The 15,976-nt window shown below is 72.4% G+C and carries 11 protein-coding genes and 1 pseudogene; 8 read left to right on the forward strand and 4 right to left on the reverse strand.

The annotated features are described in order from the left end of the window. Window positions 1-4: 4 nt before the first annotated feature. A complete protein-coding gene (locus Raf01_RS31270; protein WP_203921654.1) occupies window positions 5-2,701 on the reverse strand; it encodes a putative bifunctional diguanylate cyclase/phosphodiesterase in 2,697 nt (898 codons plus the stop codon). Between the two features lie 165 nt (window positions 2,702-2,866). Then, window positions 2,867-3,469: a G/U mismatch-specific DNA glycosylase gene (gene mug, locus Raf01_RS31275; protein WP_203921655.1), complete on the reverse strand. Its 603-nt coding sequence runs from the start codon at window positions 3,467-3,469 to the stop codon at window positions 2,867-2,869. A gap of 60 nt (window positions 3,470-3,529) precedes the next feature. Between mug and Raf01_RS31280 the strand changes: the two genes are divergently transcribed. The 6 genes from Raf01_RS31280 to Raf01_RS31305 all read left to right on the forward strand — a co-directional run bounded on the left by Raf01_RS31280 (window position 3,530) and on the right by Raf01_RS31305 (window position 11,681). After that, window positions 3,530-5,224, forward strand: coding sequence for a DUF885 domain-containing protein (locus Raf01_RS31280; protein WP_203921656.1), 1,695 nt, complete (start codon window positions 3,530-3,532; stop codon window positions 5,222-5,224). 129 nt (window positions 5,225-5,353) lie between these two features. Next, window positions 5,354-6,262: an AAA family ATPase gene (locus Raf01_RS31285; RefSeq protein ID WP_203921657.1), complete on the forward strand. Its 909-nt coding sequence runs from the start codon at window positions 5,354-5,356 to the stop codon at window positions 6,260-6,262. Between the two features lie 3 nt (window positions 6,263-6,265). After that, complete coding sequence (locus Raf01_RS31290) at window positions 6,266-7,378, forward strand: vWA domain-containing protein (RefSeq protein WP_239134078.1); 1,113 nt, start codon at window positions 6,266-6,268, stop codon at window positions 7,376-7,378. 531 nt (window positions 7,379-7,909) lie between these two features. Continuing rightward, window positions 7,910-8,446 carry a (2Fe-2S)-binding protein gene (locus tag Raf01_RS31295; RefSeq protein WP_203921658.1) on the forward strand — a complete coding sequence of 179 codons (537 nt, stop codon included), beginning with the start codon at window positions 7,910-7,912 and terminating at the stop codon, window positions 8,444-8,446. Continuing rightward, window positions 8,443-10,827, forward strand: coding sequence for a xanthine dehydrogenase family protein molybdopterin-binding subunit (locus tag Raf01_RS31300; RefSeq protein ID WP_203921659.1), 2,385 nt, complete (start codon window positions 8,443-8,445; stop codon window positions 10,825-10,827). Before Raf01_RS31295 ends, Raf01_RS31300 begins: the two co-directional genes overlap by 4 nt. Next, the gene (locus Raf01_RS31305) at window positions 10,824-11,681 is read left to right on the forward strand and encodes an FAD binding domain-containing protein (protein ID WP_203921660.1); all 858 of its coding nucleotides are present in this window, start codon (window positions 10,824-10,826) and stop codon (window positions 11,679-11,681) included. The genes Raf01_RS31300 and Raf01_RS31305 overlap by 4 nt, the downstream gene beginning before the upstream one ends. A gap of 77 nt (window positions 11,682-11,758) precedes the next feature. On the opposite strand, the gene Raf01_RS31310 is transcribed toward Raf01_RS31305, so the two are convergent. Further along, window positions 11,759-11,956, reverse strand: coding sequence for a hypothetical protein (locus Raf01_RS31310; RefSeq protein WP_203921661.1), 198 nt, complete (start codon window positions 11,954-11,956; stop codon window positions 11,759-11,761). A 171-nt stretch (window positions 11,957-12,127) separates the two neighbouring features. Here Raf01_RS31310 and Raf01_RS31315 point away from each other — a divergent pair, with 171 nt between their 5' ends. Both Raf01_RS31315 and Raf01_RS31320 read left to right on the forward strand, forming a co-directional pair. Then, window positions 12,128-12,844, forward strand: coding sequence for a RodZ family helix-turn-helix domain-containing protein (locus Raf01_RS31315; protein ID WP_203921662.1), 717 nt, complete (start codon window positions 12,128-12,130; stop codon window positions 12,842-12,844). A gap of 58 nt (window positions 12,845-12,902) precedes the next feature. Continuing rightward, window positions 12,903-13,952 carry an aldo/keto reductase gene (locus Raf01_RS31320; protein WP_203921663.1) on the forward strand — a complete coding sequence of 350 codons (1,050 nt, stop codon included), beginning with the start codon at window positions 12,903-12,905 and terminating at the stop codon, window positions 13,950-13,952. 50 nt (window positions 13,953-14,002) lie between these two features. Here the strand turns inward: Raf01_RS31320 and Raf01_RS31325 are convergent. Further along, window positions 14,003-15,976, reverse strand: a pseudogene (locus Raf01_RS31325) (S8 family serine peptidase); the annotation flags it as partial.

Raw genomic sequence — 15,976 nt, forward strand, 5'->3', positions numbered from 1 at the left:
CCGGTCACGCCGTCGGGGAGCGGTGACTTTCCAGGTACGCCTCGAAGTGCTCGGCGGGTTGCGGACGGCCCAGCAGGAAGCCCTGCCCGTACCGGCAGCCGCCGGCCCGGGCCAGGTCCAGGTGCGCCTCGTCCTCCAACCCCTCGGCGACGATCTCCATGCCGAGCCGGCGGCCGAGCCCGACCACCACGTCGATGACCGGCATACCCAGCTCGACACCGCCCGGCGAGACGTGGGGGGTCCCGGCGAACAGCGCCCGGTCCACCTTGAGGACGTCGACCGGCAGCCGTCGCAAGGAGGCCAGCGGGGTGGGGCCGGTGCCGAACTTCGCCAGCGCGGTGCGTACCCCCAGTGTCCGCAGGCGGGTCAGCTGCGCGACGGCGGCCGGCAGGTCCGGCCTCAGATCCTGTTCGGTGATCTCGACCACCAGTCGGTCGGCCGGAATCCGGTAGTCGTCGAGGACCCGGGCGACCCGGGCCACGAAATTGGGCGCCGCCAGCTGGCGGGCGGCCAGGTTGACCGACAGCCACAGATCCAGCCCGTCGCGCAGCCAGTTGGCCAGTTGCCGGCAGGCGCGGCGCAGCACCCACTCGCCGATCTCGTCGATCAGGCCCAGATCCTCGGCCACCGGTACGAAGTCGGCGGCCGGCACCGTGCCGCGCTTCGGGTGCCGCCAGCGCAGCAGCGCCTCGGCTCCGACGGGTGCCGCGTCGATCAGGTCGAGGATCGGTTGGAAGACCAGGTCCAGCTCGCCGCGCGCGATGACGCCGGGCAGCTCCTCCTCCAGCCTGAACCGGCGGAGCAGGGCCGCCTCCAACGCCTCGTCGTACCACTCGATCCGGCCCTGGCGCAGTTGCGCGGCCCGGCACAGGGCCAGCCTGGCCCGGGACAGTGTGTCGCCGACGCTGGTCGCCGCGGCCAGCTCCGCCAAGCCGACGGCGGCGCCGAGGTGCACGGTCGCGGCGGCCACCGGGTACGGCCGGGTCAGCTCGGCGAGTACCCGGGCGGCCAGCGCGTACGCGTGCACCGGATGATCCGCCGTGGCGACGGCGAACTCGGTGTCCGACAGCCGAGCGGCCCGGTCGGACGGCTCGACGGCCCCACGCAGCCGGCTGGCGACCTCGACGAGTACCGCGTCGCCGACCTCGGGTAGCCGCCCGTTGCCGGTCTGGGCCAGGTCGTCGAGTCCGACCACCAGGATCGCGCCGGGCTGGCCGGGTACGGCGCGCATCGCCGCGATCGTGCGCAGCAGCTGCCGGCGGTTCGGCAGCCCGGTGAGCTGGTCGATGAACGCCATCCGGTGCAGTTCACGCTCCAGTTCCCGGCGCTCGCCGATGTCGCGCACGTGCACGACGAGGGCGCCGACCTCGGGTACCGAGCGCTGGTCGCTGACCGTGGACTCGGTCTCGCGCCAGCGCCCGGAGCCGTCGCGCAACCGGGCCCCCAGCAGGGTCGGCCGGGCCGTACCGTACGGACGCGCTGCGACCAGTGCGGTCAGCCGTTCCCGTACCGCGGCGGCGTCCTCGGGGTGGACCAGCCCCAGGAACGGCCGATCCAGCACATCCCGGTCGAGCAGCCCGAACTGGTGCGCGGCGGACGGCGACTGCCAGGTGACCACGAGGTCGTCATCGAGTACCACCGTGATGTCGGTCGATCGGGACACCAGCGAGCGGAACCGGGCCTCCTGCAAGGCGATCCGGCGGGCGTACCGGCGGATGTCGAGTACCGCGAAGACTTCCCGTACCGCGAGGACGGCGAGCACTCCGAGGCCCAGCCCGACCGATACCGCGTCGAACGGCCGATCGCCGGCCACCCGGTACGCGGTGGCGGCCAGGGCGGTGCCCACCGGTACGGCCAGGATCGGGTAGCCGGCGAACCCGGGATCGGTCCGCTCGGCCGGCGACGGGGCGGGGTCGGACTCGGTGACCAGCGTGCCGGCCCAGCACAGCACCGGCCCGAACACCAGCGCCAGCGCGGCCACCGGCAACCAGCCCTCGGGCGCGCTGCCGGCGAACAACGCCACGGCGGTACCCAGGCCGATGATGGTCACCGCGCCGCCGGTGCAGCAGATCAGAACCGTCGGCCGGTACCGCCCGGCGCGCAGGCCGCTGACCGTGGCGGTCGCCAGCCCGGCGCACCCGAACAGCGCGACCCCGGCGGCCGGGGAGTGGGTACCGCCGTGCGAGTGCACCACCATGAGCCAGGCGGCGTACAGCAGGCAGGCTCCGATGGCGAGTCCGTCCAGCGCCAGGTGCAGCCGGGCCAGGGCGCCGGATGCCGGACCGGGCAGCAGGAGCAGTCCGAACAGGAACAGCAGCGTGGCCAGCAGCAGCCCGGCCGTGCCCAGCCGGGCCGCGAACGGGTCGACGAGCGGATTGGTGGCGACCCGGGATTCGGCGGCGACCGCGGCGACCACGGTCGCGCCGGTGGCCAGCAGGCTGGCGCCGAGCAGCGCGGCGCTCCGGCGGCCCGGGCTTGCCGGTGACCGTGTACCGGGCGCGGCCAAAGCTAGGCAGATGAGCAGGACGGCGTGTACGGCGGTGGACGCGGCCGCGGCAGCGGCCAGCGCGGTCATGCGGGGCAGCAGGCCGGTGGTACCGGCGGCGAGCAGCGCGCAACTCAACGCCGGTGCGACGGGGACCAGCGCCCAAGACACGCGCCCGGTGCTGGACCTCGGGAATTCGGCAGGCTCAACAGACATCGCGTCGGTTGATCCTTTGCATGAGGGGCCGATGGGGAGGCCCCCATCTATGTCCCAAAACGACACCGGGACGGTGTGGTTACGGGTACCGGCGGCCGTACCGCGAGTTGTGTTCACCTTGGTACGCCACACTTCCGGGCGCGATCCCGGCGGCCGGGTACTCGTTCAGTGTTCGGCGGCCCGGCGAAGTGCGGCGAACTCAGCCGAGAGCCGAGGCAGCGTGTAGTGCGCGTTGAGGCCGCTCGGATTCGGCAGTACCCATACCCGCGCGCCGGCCAGCGGCTCCGGCTGCGCCCCGATGACGGCGTCCCGTACGCCGAAGGCGGTGCGGTAGGCCCCGATGCCGAGCACGGCCACCCATCGCGGCCGGTACCGGGCGACCTTCCGGCGCAGGATCCGGCCGCCGTCGATGAGCTCGGCGGCGGTCAGCTCATCGGCGCGCGCCGTCGCGCGGGCGGCCACGTTCGTCACCCCGAGCCCGAGGTTCACCAGTTCGTCCTGTTGTTCGGGGTGCAGCTGGATGTCGGTGAACCCACCCCGGTGCAGGGCCGGCCAGAACCGGTTGCCCGGCCGCGCGAAGTGCCGGCCGACGGCGGCAGACAGCAAGCCGGGATTGATGCCGCAGAACAGCACCGTGAGGTCGGGCGCGATGACGTCGGGCAGTGTGCGACCCGCCGCGGCGGCCAACTCGGCGGCGGTCGGGGATTTGCGCGGGGCCGACCGCGCCGGGAGTACCGGCGCGGCGAGGTGGCTTGACGAACTGTTCATCTGCCAACAGCGTAACCGGCGCCACGTCCGCCCCCTGTTACCTGTGGTTAGGCTCGCGTCATGACGAGCCCGATGGAGACCGGCCGGGACGGCGACTCCGCCACCGGCCTGGCCGATGAGATGATCAAGCTGATGTTCGCGGCCGAGCCGCTGGGTGCGACGCTGCTCGGGGTGCCCGGCTACGACGAACTCCTGTCCGACCCGTCCGAGGAAGCCGAGCAGGAACTGCGCGCGAAGGGGCTCGCACTCGGGCAGCGCGCCGACCGGCTCGCTGAGTCCACTGTGGACGAAGGCGACGCGGTGACGCTCGCGGTGGTCGCGCAGCAGGCGCGGGCGCAGGCGGACCGGATCGACGCACGCGCCGTCGAGTACACCATCAGCGACTTCTTCGCCGCGCCGGCCTCTGGCCTGCTGTCGGTCCTCCCGATGCTCACGTTCCCCGACGCCCAGCGGGCCGAGGCGTTTCTGGCCCGGCTGCGTGCGGTGCCCGAATTCCTCGACGGCGTGGTGAGCCGCCACCGCGCGGGCCTGGCCGCCGGGCGTACGCCGGTGGCGCACCTGGTGCGTGGCGCGATCGCGCACCTCGACCGGTACCTGGCCGATCCGGCGAACGATCCGCTGCTGCGCCAGCCGGGCCCCGAGGACTACCCGACGTTCGCGCAGGACCGGGAGCGGGTGGTGGCCGAGGTCGTGCGGCCGGCGTTGGCCGCGTACCGGGACGTGCTGGCGGCCGAGTTCAGCGCGGCCGGTCGCCCGGAGGAGAAGTCGGGCATCTGCTGGCTTCCCGACGGCGAGGCGATGTATGCCGGCCTGTCGCGGGCGCACACCAGCACCGAGCGCTCGCCCGAGGAACTGCACCAGACCGGGCTGGACCTGATCGCGAAGCTGGCCGAGGAGTACCGCGAGGTCGGGTCGAGGGTCTTCGGGGTCACCGACCTGGCGGACATCTTCGAGCGGATGCGCACCGATCCGGCGCTGCGCTGGCAGGACGGCGACGAACTGCTGGACGCCGCCCGCAGCGCGATCGAGCGGGCGGAGGCGGCGGCGCCGGCCTGGTTCGGCCGGATGCCCAGCACCCGGTGCCAGGTCGAGGCCGTCCCGGCCGCGGAAGCGCCCGGGCAGCCGGCGGCGTATTACATGATGCCGTCGCTGGACGGCAAGCGCCCCGGCGTCTACTTCGCCAACACCTACCAGGCGCACGAACGCGGGCGGCAGACGTCCGAGGCGACCGCGTTCCACGAGGCCGTCCCGGGACACCACTTCCAGCAGGCCATCTCGCTGGAGCTGACCGACCTGCCGCTGCTGCGCCGGTGCGCCGACGTCAACGCGTACTCCGAGGGCTGGGGCCTGTACTGCGAGCGGCTGGCCGACGAGATGGGCCTGTACTCCGGCGACGTCGACCGGCTGGGCATGTTGACCCTGGACTCGATGCGCGCGGGCCGGCTCGTGGTCGACACCGGCCTGCACATCAAGGGATGGTCGCGCCAGCAGGCGATCGACTACCTGATGGCGAACACGCCGATGGCGCCGGTGGAGATCGTGGCCGAGGTCGACCGGTACATCGCGGCGCCGGGCCAAGCGCTGTCCTACATGGTCGGCCGGCTGGAGATTCTGCGGATCCGGGCCGAGGCCACCCGGGCGCTCGGCGACCGGTTCGACATCAAGGCGTTCCACGACGTGGTACTCGGCGGCGGTCCGTTGCCGCTGAGCGTGCTGGACGAGGTGGTGACTCGCTGGGCGCGCGCGTCGGCGTGAACCGTGCGCCGCGTAGCGCGCGCGTCGGCGTGGGTCTGCGCTGACCGCAGACTGGTCGGAGACCAGCGGGGCGGGTCGCGGCCGGCCGGGAATGTAGCGGGTCCCGGCCGGCGGCGGCATAGTGAGGAGATGACCTCTGCCGGCGGCACCGCCCCGCCCGCCACCGTCGCCCAGCTGGCACAGGCGCTCGCCGGGCAGGGGTACCTGGCCGACGAGGGTCTGGCCACCGCGGGATACCTGGCGATGCGGCTGGGCCGGCCGCTGTTCCTGGAGGGCGACGCGGGCGTCGGCAAGACGGCCTTCGCGCAGGCGCTGGCGGCGGCGACCGGCGCGCATTTCGTGCGGTTGCAGTGCTACGAGGGGCTGGACGCGACGCAGGCCCTGTACGACTGGGACTTTCCGCGCCAGCTGCTGCACCTGCGCGCGGTGGAAGCGGCGGCGTCCGCGTCGGGCGCCGCACCGGAACACGCCGCGCTCGAGGCGAGCCTGTACGACCGGCGGTTCCTCATCGCCCGCCCGCTGCTGCAGGCGTTGGAGCACAGCCCGTGCGTACTGCTGGTCGACGAGATCGACCGCGCCGACGACGAGTTCGAGGCGTTCCTGCTGGAGGTGCTGTCCGACGCCGCGATCACCATTCCGGAGCTGGGCCGGATCGCCGCGGCGTCCCCACCGGTGGCGGTGCTGACCAGCAACCGCACCCGTGAGGTGCACGACGCGCTCAAGCGCCGGTGCCTGTACCACTGGGTCGAGCACCCGAGTTTCGAGCGCGAGGTGCAGATCCTGCGCGCCCGGCTGCCGGAGATCACCCAGCGCCTGGCGGTCGACGTCGCGCGGGCCGCGGCCCGGATGCGGGAGCTGGATCTGATCAAGCCGCCCGGCGTGGCCGAGTCGCTGGACTGGGCGAGCGCGGTCGCCGCCCTCGGCGCGAGCGAGCTGGACCCCGACGTCGCGGCAGCCACGCTCGGGGCGGTGCTGAAGTACCGCGAGGACGCCGACCGGGTGCGCACCACCGGAGTCGCGACCCTGGTCGGGGCCTGATCCGTGGCCGGGCGCGGGGTCACCGGTGCGCTGGTGGGCTTCGCGCGTACGCTGCGCCGGGCCGGCGTCGAGGCGAGCGTCGAGCGGGTACAGGCGATGCTCGCCGCGGTCGACGAGCTGGGAGTGACCACTGCCCGGGGCGCGTACTGGGCGGGCCGGCTCACGCTCTGCGGCCAGCCCGACGACCTGCCGATCTACGATGCCGCGTTCGCCGCGTACTTCGGCGACGGGCGGGCGCCGGTGCACCGGCCGCGCACGGCCCACCCGAGGCCGGCGCGGCTGTCGCTGAGCCTGGGCGCCATACCAGGCGCGGACGGTCAGGATGAGGCGGAGAACGTGGTGGCGCTGTCGGCCAGCGCCGAGGAGGTACTGCGTCACCGCGACGTGGCCGCGTTGACGGCGGCGGAGCGCGCCGAGGTACGCCGGATGCTGGCGCTGCTGGCTCCCGGTACCGCCACCCGGCCCAGCCGCCGGTACCGGCCGGCGCCCAGCGGCCGGATCGATCCGGCCCGTACGGTGCGGTACCTGCTGCGGCACGGTGGAGAGGCGGCTCGGCTGGCCCGCCGGGAGCGGCGGGAGCGGCCGCGCCGGCTGGTGCTGCTGCTGGACGTGTCCGGCTCGATGGCGCAGTACTCCGACGCGTTGCTGCGCTTCGGTCACGCCGCGGTACGCCGGCGGCCCACGCAGACCGAGGTGTTCACCCTGGGTACCCGGTTGACCAGGGTGACCCGGGCGCTGCGGCACCGCGACCCCGATGCCGCGCTGCGGGCGGCCGGCGACGCGATCCCGGACTGGCGCGGCGGCACCCGGCTGGCCGACTCGCTGGGCGCGTTCCTCGACCGGTGGGGGCAGCGGGGCACGGCCCGGGGCGCGGTGGTGGTGCTGGGCAGCGACGGGTGGGAGCGGGGCGACCCGGCGCAGCTCGCCGCGCAGGTGGCCCGGCTGTCCCGGCTGGCGTACCGGCTGGTCTGGGTCAACCCGCACCGGGGCAAGCCGGGGTACGAGCCGGTGGCCGGCGGGATGGCCGCGGCGCTGCCGTACCTGGACGACTTCGTGGCCGGGCACAGCCTCGCCGCGCTGGAGGATCTGGTCGAGGTGATCGCCGCGCCCCGCTGACCGGATGGCGCCGGCTACCCTGCCGCGCCGAATATCGACAGTTTGACATGTAGGACGGCCGCGTACAGCATGTCCGCGATGGTCGAGGTCTCCATCTCCGCCATCGGGCTCTCCGGGCTCAAGCCGGCCCCGGTGTCGCTGCGGGGCGGCGATCGTCGGCGGGGTCCTCGGGTCGGCACGGCCAGGGTCCGGTCGACGGCGGCGCGGCCCGGTAGCGGCGCTGCCGGGTGTGAGCCGCGATCCGGAGGCCGTGCGGCGACGTGCGAGCCGTTGAGCCGTTAACGCTCGCGGCTGCGAGTCAGCTCAGGATGATGCCCTCTCATCTGCGAATCGGCTGAGCGGAGACGCGGGTCCCGCCCCGCCGATCGTCCACCGGGCGGGCTCTTGCGGGAACCTGGAAGACGTTATTGGGTGGATCACAGCGCGCACGGTGACCCGAGGCGCGGCCGGAAAGCGACGGCGCCGGGCTGACGAGCACGCCTGGCCACGATCCGGTGCGAGCGCCGGATCCCGTCCCGCCCGGGAGGATTGATGACCCGGATCAAACTCAACGTCGATGGCGTGCGCTACGACGACGATGTCGAGCCGCGCACTCTGCTCGTCCAACACCTGCGTGACCGGATCGGCAAGGTCGGCACGGTGGTGGGATGCGATACCAGCAACTGCGGGGCCTGCACTGTGCTGCTCGACGGCGTCTCGGTCAAGAGCTGCTCTGTGCTGGCCGTCCAGGCCGACGGCAAGGCGGTCACCACGATCGAGGGTCTGGCCGAACCGGGCGGGGCGCTGCACCCGGTACAGCGCGCGTTCCATGAGCGGCACGCGTTGCAGTGCGGCTACTGCACCCCCGGCATGATCATGGCATCGGTCTCCCTGCTCGCCGACAATCCCGACCCGACCGATGCCGAGATCCGCGAGGGGCTGGAAGGGAACCTGTGCCGCTGCACGGGGTACCAGAACATCGTCCGCGCGGTTCACGACGCCGCGGCGGCGATGGCCGACGGCGGCGGCGCGGCCCCGCCACAGGTGCCGGCGCAGGCCGCACCGGAGCAGCGGGAGGTGGCGGTATGACGATCACCTCCCAGGCGCCGGCCGCCGAGGTCGGCGCGGCCCGCAAGCGCAAGGAGGACGCGCGGCTGATCACCGGGCAGACGATGTGGACGGAGAACATCGTCGTGCCCGGCATGCTGCACATGGCGATCCTCCGCAGCCCGCTCGGGCACGCCCGGATCAGCCGGATCGACACCGCTCCGGCCCTGCGCGAACCGAACGTGGTCGCCGCGTTCAGCGGACGCGACGTCGCCGACGTCCAGGGCAGCCTGCCGTGTGCCTGGCCGGTCACCGCCGAGCTGGTCATGCCGGCCCATCCGCCGCTGGCCGTCGACGAGGTGTGCCACACCGGCGAGGCGGTCGCCGTGGTGGTGGCCCGGGACCGGGCCAGCGCGGTGGACGCGCTGGCCGCGATCGAGATCGACTACGAGCCGCTGCCGGTGGTACTGGACCTGGAGGCGGCCCTCGCCGACGGTGCCGACCTGGTTCACACCGACCAGACCACCAACAAGGCGTACACCTGGATCTTCGACTCGGCGCAGGCCGGGACCGGTGGGGCGGTGGACGAGGCGGCGTCGGGCGCCGAGGTGGTGATCCGGCGCCGGTACCGCCAGCAGCGCCTGATCCCCGCGTTCATGGAGCCGCGCAGCGTGGTGGTGGACGCGACCGGCGACCAGGTCACCGTGTGGTCGGCGACCCAGATCCCGCACGTGCTGCGCTTCCTGCTGGCCGTCGGCACCGGTACGCCGGAGCACCGCGTGCGGGTCGTCGCGCCGGACGTGGGCGGCGGGTTCGGCGGCAAGCTCCAGGTGACGCCCGAGGAGATGATCACGTACCTGGCCTCGAAGCGGGCCGGCCGGCCGGTGAAGTACACCGAGACCCGCTCGGACAGCCTGCTGTCGGCGCACCACGGGCGCGACATGATCCAGGACATCGAGCTGTCCGCCCGCCGCGACGGCACGGTCCTGGGCCTGAACGTGCGGCTGACCGCGAACATGGGCGCGTACCTGGGGCTGGTCGGGCCGGGGGTTCCGATCCTGGGCGCCTTCATGTACAACGCCATCTACAAGTTCCCGGCGTACCGCTTCGAGTGCACCGGCGTGTTCACCAACACCACGTTCACCGACGCGTACCGGGGCGCCGGCCGCCCCGAGGCGACCTACGCTATCGAACGGATCATGGACGAGCTGGCCGTCGAGGTGGGCCTGGACCCGCTGGAGGTACGGCGGCGCAACTGGATCGGCCACGAGGAGTTCCCGTTCACCACGGTCGCCGGGCTCACCTACGACTCGGGCAACTACGAGGCGGCCACCGACCGGGCGAAGCAGTTGCTCGGCTACGACGAGTTGCGCAGGGAGCAGGCCGCCCGGCGGGCGTCCGGCGACCCGGTACAGCTGGGCATCGGGGTGTCGACGTACACCGAGATGTGCGGGCTGGCACCCTCGCGGGTACTGGGCAGCCTGCGGTACGGGGCCGGTGGCTGGGAGAGCGCGAGCATCCGGGTACTGCCGACCGGCAAGATCGAGGTGGTGACTGGCAGCTCGCCGCACGGGCAGGGGCACGAGACGGCGTGGAGCCAGATCGTGGCCGACCAGCTCGGGGTCGCGTTCGAGGACGTCGAGGTGCTGCACGGGGACACCCGCACCGCGTACAAGGGGATGGACACCTACGGCTCGCGGTCCCTGGCGGTCGGCGGCTTCGCGCTGGTCAACGCGTGCAAGAAGGTCATCGACAAGGCCAAGCCGGTGGCCGCGCACCTGCTGGAGTGCGATGTGTCGGACGTGGAGTTCGCCGACGGCGCGTTCCGGGTGCGGGGCACTCCGGACGGCGGCCGGTCGCTGGCCGACTGCGCGCTGGCCGTGTTCGCCGCGCACGACCTGCCCGACGGGGTGGAGCCGACGCTGGACGCGGACGACGTGTACGACCCGGTCAACTTCTCCTTCCCGCACGGCACCCACCTGTGCGCCGTCGAGGTGGACACGGAGACCGGACGGGTGACGATCCGCGCGTACGTGGCGGTGGACGATGTCGGCCGGGTGGTCAACCCGATGATCGTGGAGGGTCAGGTGCACGGCGGCGTGGCGCAGGGCGTCGCCCAGGCGCTGTTCGAGGAGGCCGTGTACGACGCGGACGGCAACCTGCTCACCGGTACGTTCGTGGACTACACGCCGCCGAGCGCGGCGGACCTGCCGGACATCGTCTCGGACCGGACCGAGACCCCCGCGCCGGACCACCCGCTGGGTACGAAGGGCGTCGGCGAGGCGGGCACGATCGCCTCGACGCCGGCCGTGGTCAACGCCGTGGTGGACGCGCTGCGGCCGTACGGAGTCGACGATGTACCCATGCCCTGCACGCCCGAGCGCGTCTGGCAGGCGATCCGGAACGGCGGTGGCCAGTCGTGATCCCGGTGTCCTTCGACTACCAGCGTCCCTCTACAGTGGACGAAGCGGTCCAGGCTCTGTCCGCCGCCGGAGACGACGGCAAGGTACTGGCCGGCGGCCAGAGCCTGATCCCGATGCTGCGGTTGCGGCTGTCCGCCCCGTCTGTGCTCATCGACCTGGGTGCCCTCGCCGATCTGCGAGGCATCCGGGAGGACGGCGACGGGCTGCTCATCGGTGCGATGACCCGGCACGCCGACGTGCTGGCCAACCCTCTGGTCCGGCGGTACGTGCCGCTGCTGGCGCAGGCCACCGCGACGGTCGCCGATCGCCAGGTGCGTCACCTGGGTACGCTCGGCGGCTCGCTCGCGCACGCCGACCCGGCGGGTGACCTGCCGGCCGTGGCGGTCGCGCTGGACGCCACGATGGAGATCGCCGGTCCGGACGGGCAGCGCACCGTGCCGGCCGGCGACTTCTTCGTGGACTACCTGACCACCGCCCTCGGACCGGCCGACGTGCTGCTCGGCGTGCGCTTTCCCAGCCACGAGGGTTGGGGCACGCACTACGAGAAGTTCCAGCGGATGGCCCAGGCGTGGGCCCTGGTCGGCGTGGCCGCCACGGTACGCCGGGAGAACGGCACCATCGCGGAGGCCCGGGTGGCGCTGACCAACATGGGTCCGGTGCCGGTACGGGCGCGGGCGGTCGAGGACGCGTTGACCGGCGCGGCCTCCACGGCCGACGCGATCGCCGCCGCGGCCGGCCTGGCCGGCGAGGGTACCCGGCCGACGAGCGACCTGACCGCGTCGGCGGAGTACCGGGCGCACCTGGCCACGGTGCTCACCGGCCGGGCTGTGTCGGCGGCGGCCGGAGTCGGCTGATCGCCGCTCCTCAATTCATGCGTGGGCCGCCGGATCAAGGGATCCGGCGGCCCACGCGTTCAGCGCCCCAGGCGCGGTTACTGGGACGGCTGGGGGGCATGGCAGTCCACCTTCGGGTTGACCCCGACGTAATTCAGCGGCCCGGCGACGATGTTCAGGATGGCGTTGGTGGCGCGGGAGCAGTTGGTGGGCGAACTTCCGAAGTAACCTCGTTGGCCGGCGGCGATCGCACCGATGATCAGCCACACGACGACGATGACGGCTGAGACCCGCATGTGAGACCTCCTATGTGAAGCGCCCGTGTTCGCTGTGGTGGTAACGGGTGCAATGAGTACCCCGGGCGGCCTCCGGCTAATCCGTGCCGCGAGTGCGGTTGTCCCTCTATGTACACATTAATCGAGTGTCGTCTATTTGATGTGAGACGTCTGGCCAGCCACTATTTGCGGGTGCGAATCCGTCACATGCTCGCCGTCGTTGTTGCCGGGGCACTCGCGGGTGCGGCTCTCGCCGCGCCGGCTCTCGCCGCGCCCCCGCCATCCACGCTGACCGGCAGTACGAGTGGCGGCCCGAACCAGAGCTTCGCGTTGATCTTCGAGTGGCAGAAGCCCCCGCACACCACGGGCTGTGGCGAGGTCGACTTCGCGTTCGACACCTGGCCGTTGGGCACGGTGACGGCGACCAACCAGGGGACCACCTGCGCGGCCAGCTACTTCGGGTCGCCGCCGCTGCTGGATCGCGCGCCCGGCAAGCACACGGTCAAGGCCACGCCCAAGGTCGCCGGGGTACCGGCCCGGAGTGCCACGTACACGATCGTCGCGCCCGGCACCGGCACGTCCCCGACCTCCCGGCCGTCCTCCACGGCACGGCCGAGCCCGACCGCGGCCGGCGCGACGAAGACGACCCAGTCCAGGACCGGCACAGCGGCGCCCGACTCGGTAACGGAGTCGGTACCGTCTGTGACTACGTCGGATCCGGGTGCCACCGCCTCGCCGTCGGTGAGCACGAGCCCGCTGGTCATGCAGGCCCTCCCCGGCACAGGTACCCGGGGAGGGCGAGGGGTCCTCGCCTGGCTGCTGGTGGTGTTCGGCGTGGTGGGGCTGGGCGTCACCGGTGCGCTGACCACACTCATCGTGCGCCGCTCCCGGCAGGTCGAGGAACTTTGACCGCCGACCGCCCGGCGGCCAACTGATCGACGCGACCATCAGGGCCTAGGCTGCGGGCATGGAATATCGCACACTTGGTCGTTCCGGCCTGCGGGTTTCGGTACTGACCATGGGAACGATGACGTTCGGTGGCACCGGGAACTTCGCCAACGTCGGCTCCACCGACGTGGACGAGGCACGCCGGCAGGTCGACATGTGCCTGGCCGCCGGGATCAACCTCATAGACACCGCGGACGTGTACTCGGCCGGACTGTCCGAGCAGATCGTCGGGGAGGTGCTGCGGGGCCGCCGGGACAGCGTCCTGCTGGCCACCAAGGTACGCATGTCGATGGGCTCGGGGCCCAACGACGCCGGCCTGTCCCGCCATCACATCATCTCCGGCTGCGAGGCGAGCCTGCGCCGGCTGGGCACCGACCACATCGACCTGTACCAGGTGCACGAGTGGGACGGCGTGACCCCGCTGGAAGAGACGCTGGAGGCGCTGGACACGCTGGTGCGCTCCGGGAAGGTGCGCTACGTCGGGGCGTCCAACTACACCGGCTGGCAGCTGATGAAGGCACTGGGTACCGCCGAGCGCAACGGGCTGCCCCGGTTCGTCAGCCAGCAGATCTACTACTCGCTGCAGGCCCGTGAGGCCGAGTACGAGCTGATCCCGGCCGCCATCGATCAGGGGCTCGGCGTCCTGGTCTGGAGCCCGCTCGCGGGCGGCCTGCTGGGCGGCCGGTACCGGCGGGACCACCAGCCGTCGGCCGGTTCCCGGCAGCTGACCGAGTGGGGCGAACCCCCGGTGTACGACCGGGACAAGCTGTACGACACGGTGGACGTGCTGATCGACGTCGCCCGGGCGCACGGCGTCTCGGCGGCCCAGGTGGCCCTGGCGTACCTGCTGGGCCGGCCGGCGGTGACCTCGCTGGTGATCGGCGCGCGTACCAGCGAGCAGCTCGCCGACAACCTGGCGGCCGCGGACCTCATCCTCGACGACGAGGAGCGCAAGCGGCTGGACGAGGCCAGCGCGATGCCGCTGCTGTACCCGTACTGGCATCAGGCGAACACCGCCCGGGACCGGCTGTCCCCGGCGGACCTGACGCTGCTCGGGCCGCACCTGTAGCCGCCGGGGTGGGCGCCGGGCATCGGTCCGGCGCCCACCACCGGTTGCGGCTACCCGTTCAGGGCATATGCGTGGATGATCGTCTCCTCGACCGTATTGCCCGAGGAATCTGTCGCGTCCGCCCGCAGCGACACGAAACCGCCGCCGGCCGGGTGGGTGACCGTGGCGGTCCAGCCGTCACCGCTGGATTGCAGCGTGGCCGGTTGCCAGGTCTTGCCGTCGTCGTAGGACACCGCCACGTGGATCTGCTTGACCGCGCCCGCGGAGCCGCCAGGCTGGCGCTGGACCGAGACCGGGATGGTGAAGCGGCCGGACGGCGCCGCATTGTTCGCGTCCAGCGCGGGGCGCAACTGCACCGCCATGACCGGCAGCGGTGCGAAGCCGTCGCCGTCGACGTGCCCGGATCTGAACGTCCACGCCGCCCTCACCGTGCTGCTCAGGCCGCCGAATCCGGTGCGGGTGGCCTGCGTCTCGATCCGGTACCGTGCGGTGTCCGCCGGCACGGCAAACTGCCCGGCTACGTCCGGGACCTGGGCGATCTGGGTTCCGTTCCGGTAGACCGTGGTGAGTCCGGAGTCGGTCGTCGTACCGCCGGCGTGGCCGCTTCCGTCGCCGTACAGCGGCGGGAAGAAGTTCAGCGTGTCGCCCTGCCGGTTGATGTCCCCCTCCCCGGACGGGGACACCGGGAACGCCGGTCCGAACACCGGACTCGCCCAGGTTTCCTGGTAGCGGCGCCCCGCCTGGTAGACGGCCGATCCGGTGAAGTCCGCGTCCGGCGTGGGGAAGCCCTCCGGCCCGGTCGCCATGCTCGTCAGATCGGTGTACCACCGGGTGCCGTCCACGGTGGTGTGGTACAGCGTGAGACTTCCCGGCAGAGTCACCGGAATCTCCGCGGATATCGCGCCACTGGACAGCGGCGAGAGCGCGAACGTGCCCACCAGGCCGGTGTCACCGGGCTGGATCGGTCCGTAGGTGGCGTGCACCTCGGCCAGGTCCCGCGCGGTGTAGTGCCTGACGAACCCGTTCGGCAGGCCGCCGACCGGGAACTCGGCGGCACTGTAGAACGGTCCACCGGTGACGAAGCCGTCGGAGTCCGTCGCGGCCCACTGGAGCATGAACGCGCCCCGCAGTTGTGAGGCCGGCAGGCTCGGCCCCTGCTGGTCGGTGAACACCCCGGTCAGGGCGAAGAGCCACAGCCTGGTGCCGGCGTCGCCGTACGGGGTGAGGTGGTCGTACCCGATGTATGCCAGGACCGATGACACCGTGGGGTCCGGAACGGTCGCCGTGACCGGCTTCGCGGTACGGGCGTCGAGGGTGACGTGCGTGTCGCCGGTCAGGTTCAGCGCCGGCTCGGCGAGCAGGCTGCGCAGCGGGTTCCACGGGTCGTCGGTGAGTGTGGGGATGTCGGCGTGCAGGTCGTAGTGGCCCCTGGGCAGCCGCAGGGTCACGGTGCCGGACGGGTCGTACGGGAACTCGACGACGGAGTGCGTGGCCTCGTCCGTACCCTGCAGTAGCGCGTCGGCGTCGCCTGGGCCGCCGTTGCGGTCGATGAAGGTGAGGGTGAGGTTGTAGCTCTCGGCCTCCTTGGTGATTCCGATGGGGGTACCGACCCTGGTGTCGCCGGCCGTGGCGACCAGGTCGCCGGAGTACCGGCCGTCCGGCCCGCCGACCCGGGTGTCCACGGTGAGGGTGACCTGCGCCTGACCGCCCGCCGGGACGGTGAGCTGGCTGGCGGAGAGGGTGAACATGCCGGCCGGCGCCGCCGTACCGTCCGGTGCCCGGCCGCCGATGGACAGGCTGAGCGTCAGGTCGGTGCCGCCGCCGTTGTGGTACGTGACGGTCTTGGTCACCGGCTGGTCGTCAGTGTGCGGCCACTGCTGCACACCCAGGGACAGGCTGGCCGGCTGCGCGGTCAGCGTCTGGCTGATCGCCCGGCCCACGTCGAGGCGGCCGGCACCCTGCTGGTACACGGTCAGGTCGGGGTTCGGCTGTGCCGAGCCCATCAGGGCCGCCTTGAACTGCGT

It is taken from the genome of Rugosimonospora africana, assembly GCF_016862975.1.
In the GTDB taxonomy this organism is placed as follows: Bacteria; Actinomycetota; Actinomycetes; order Mycobacteriales; family Micromonosporaceae; genus Rugosimonospora; species Rugosimonospora africana.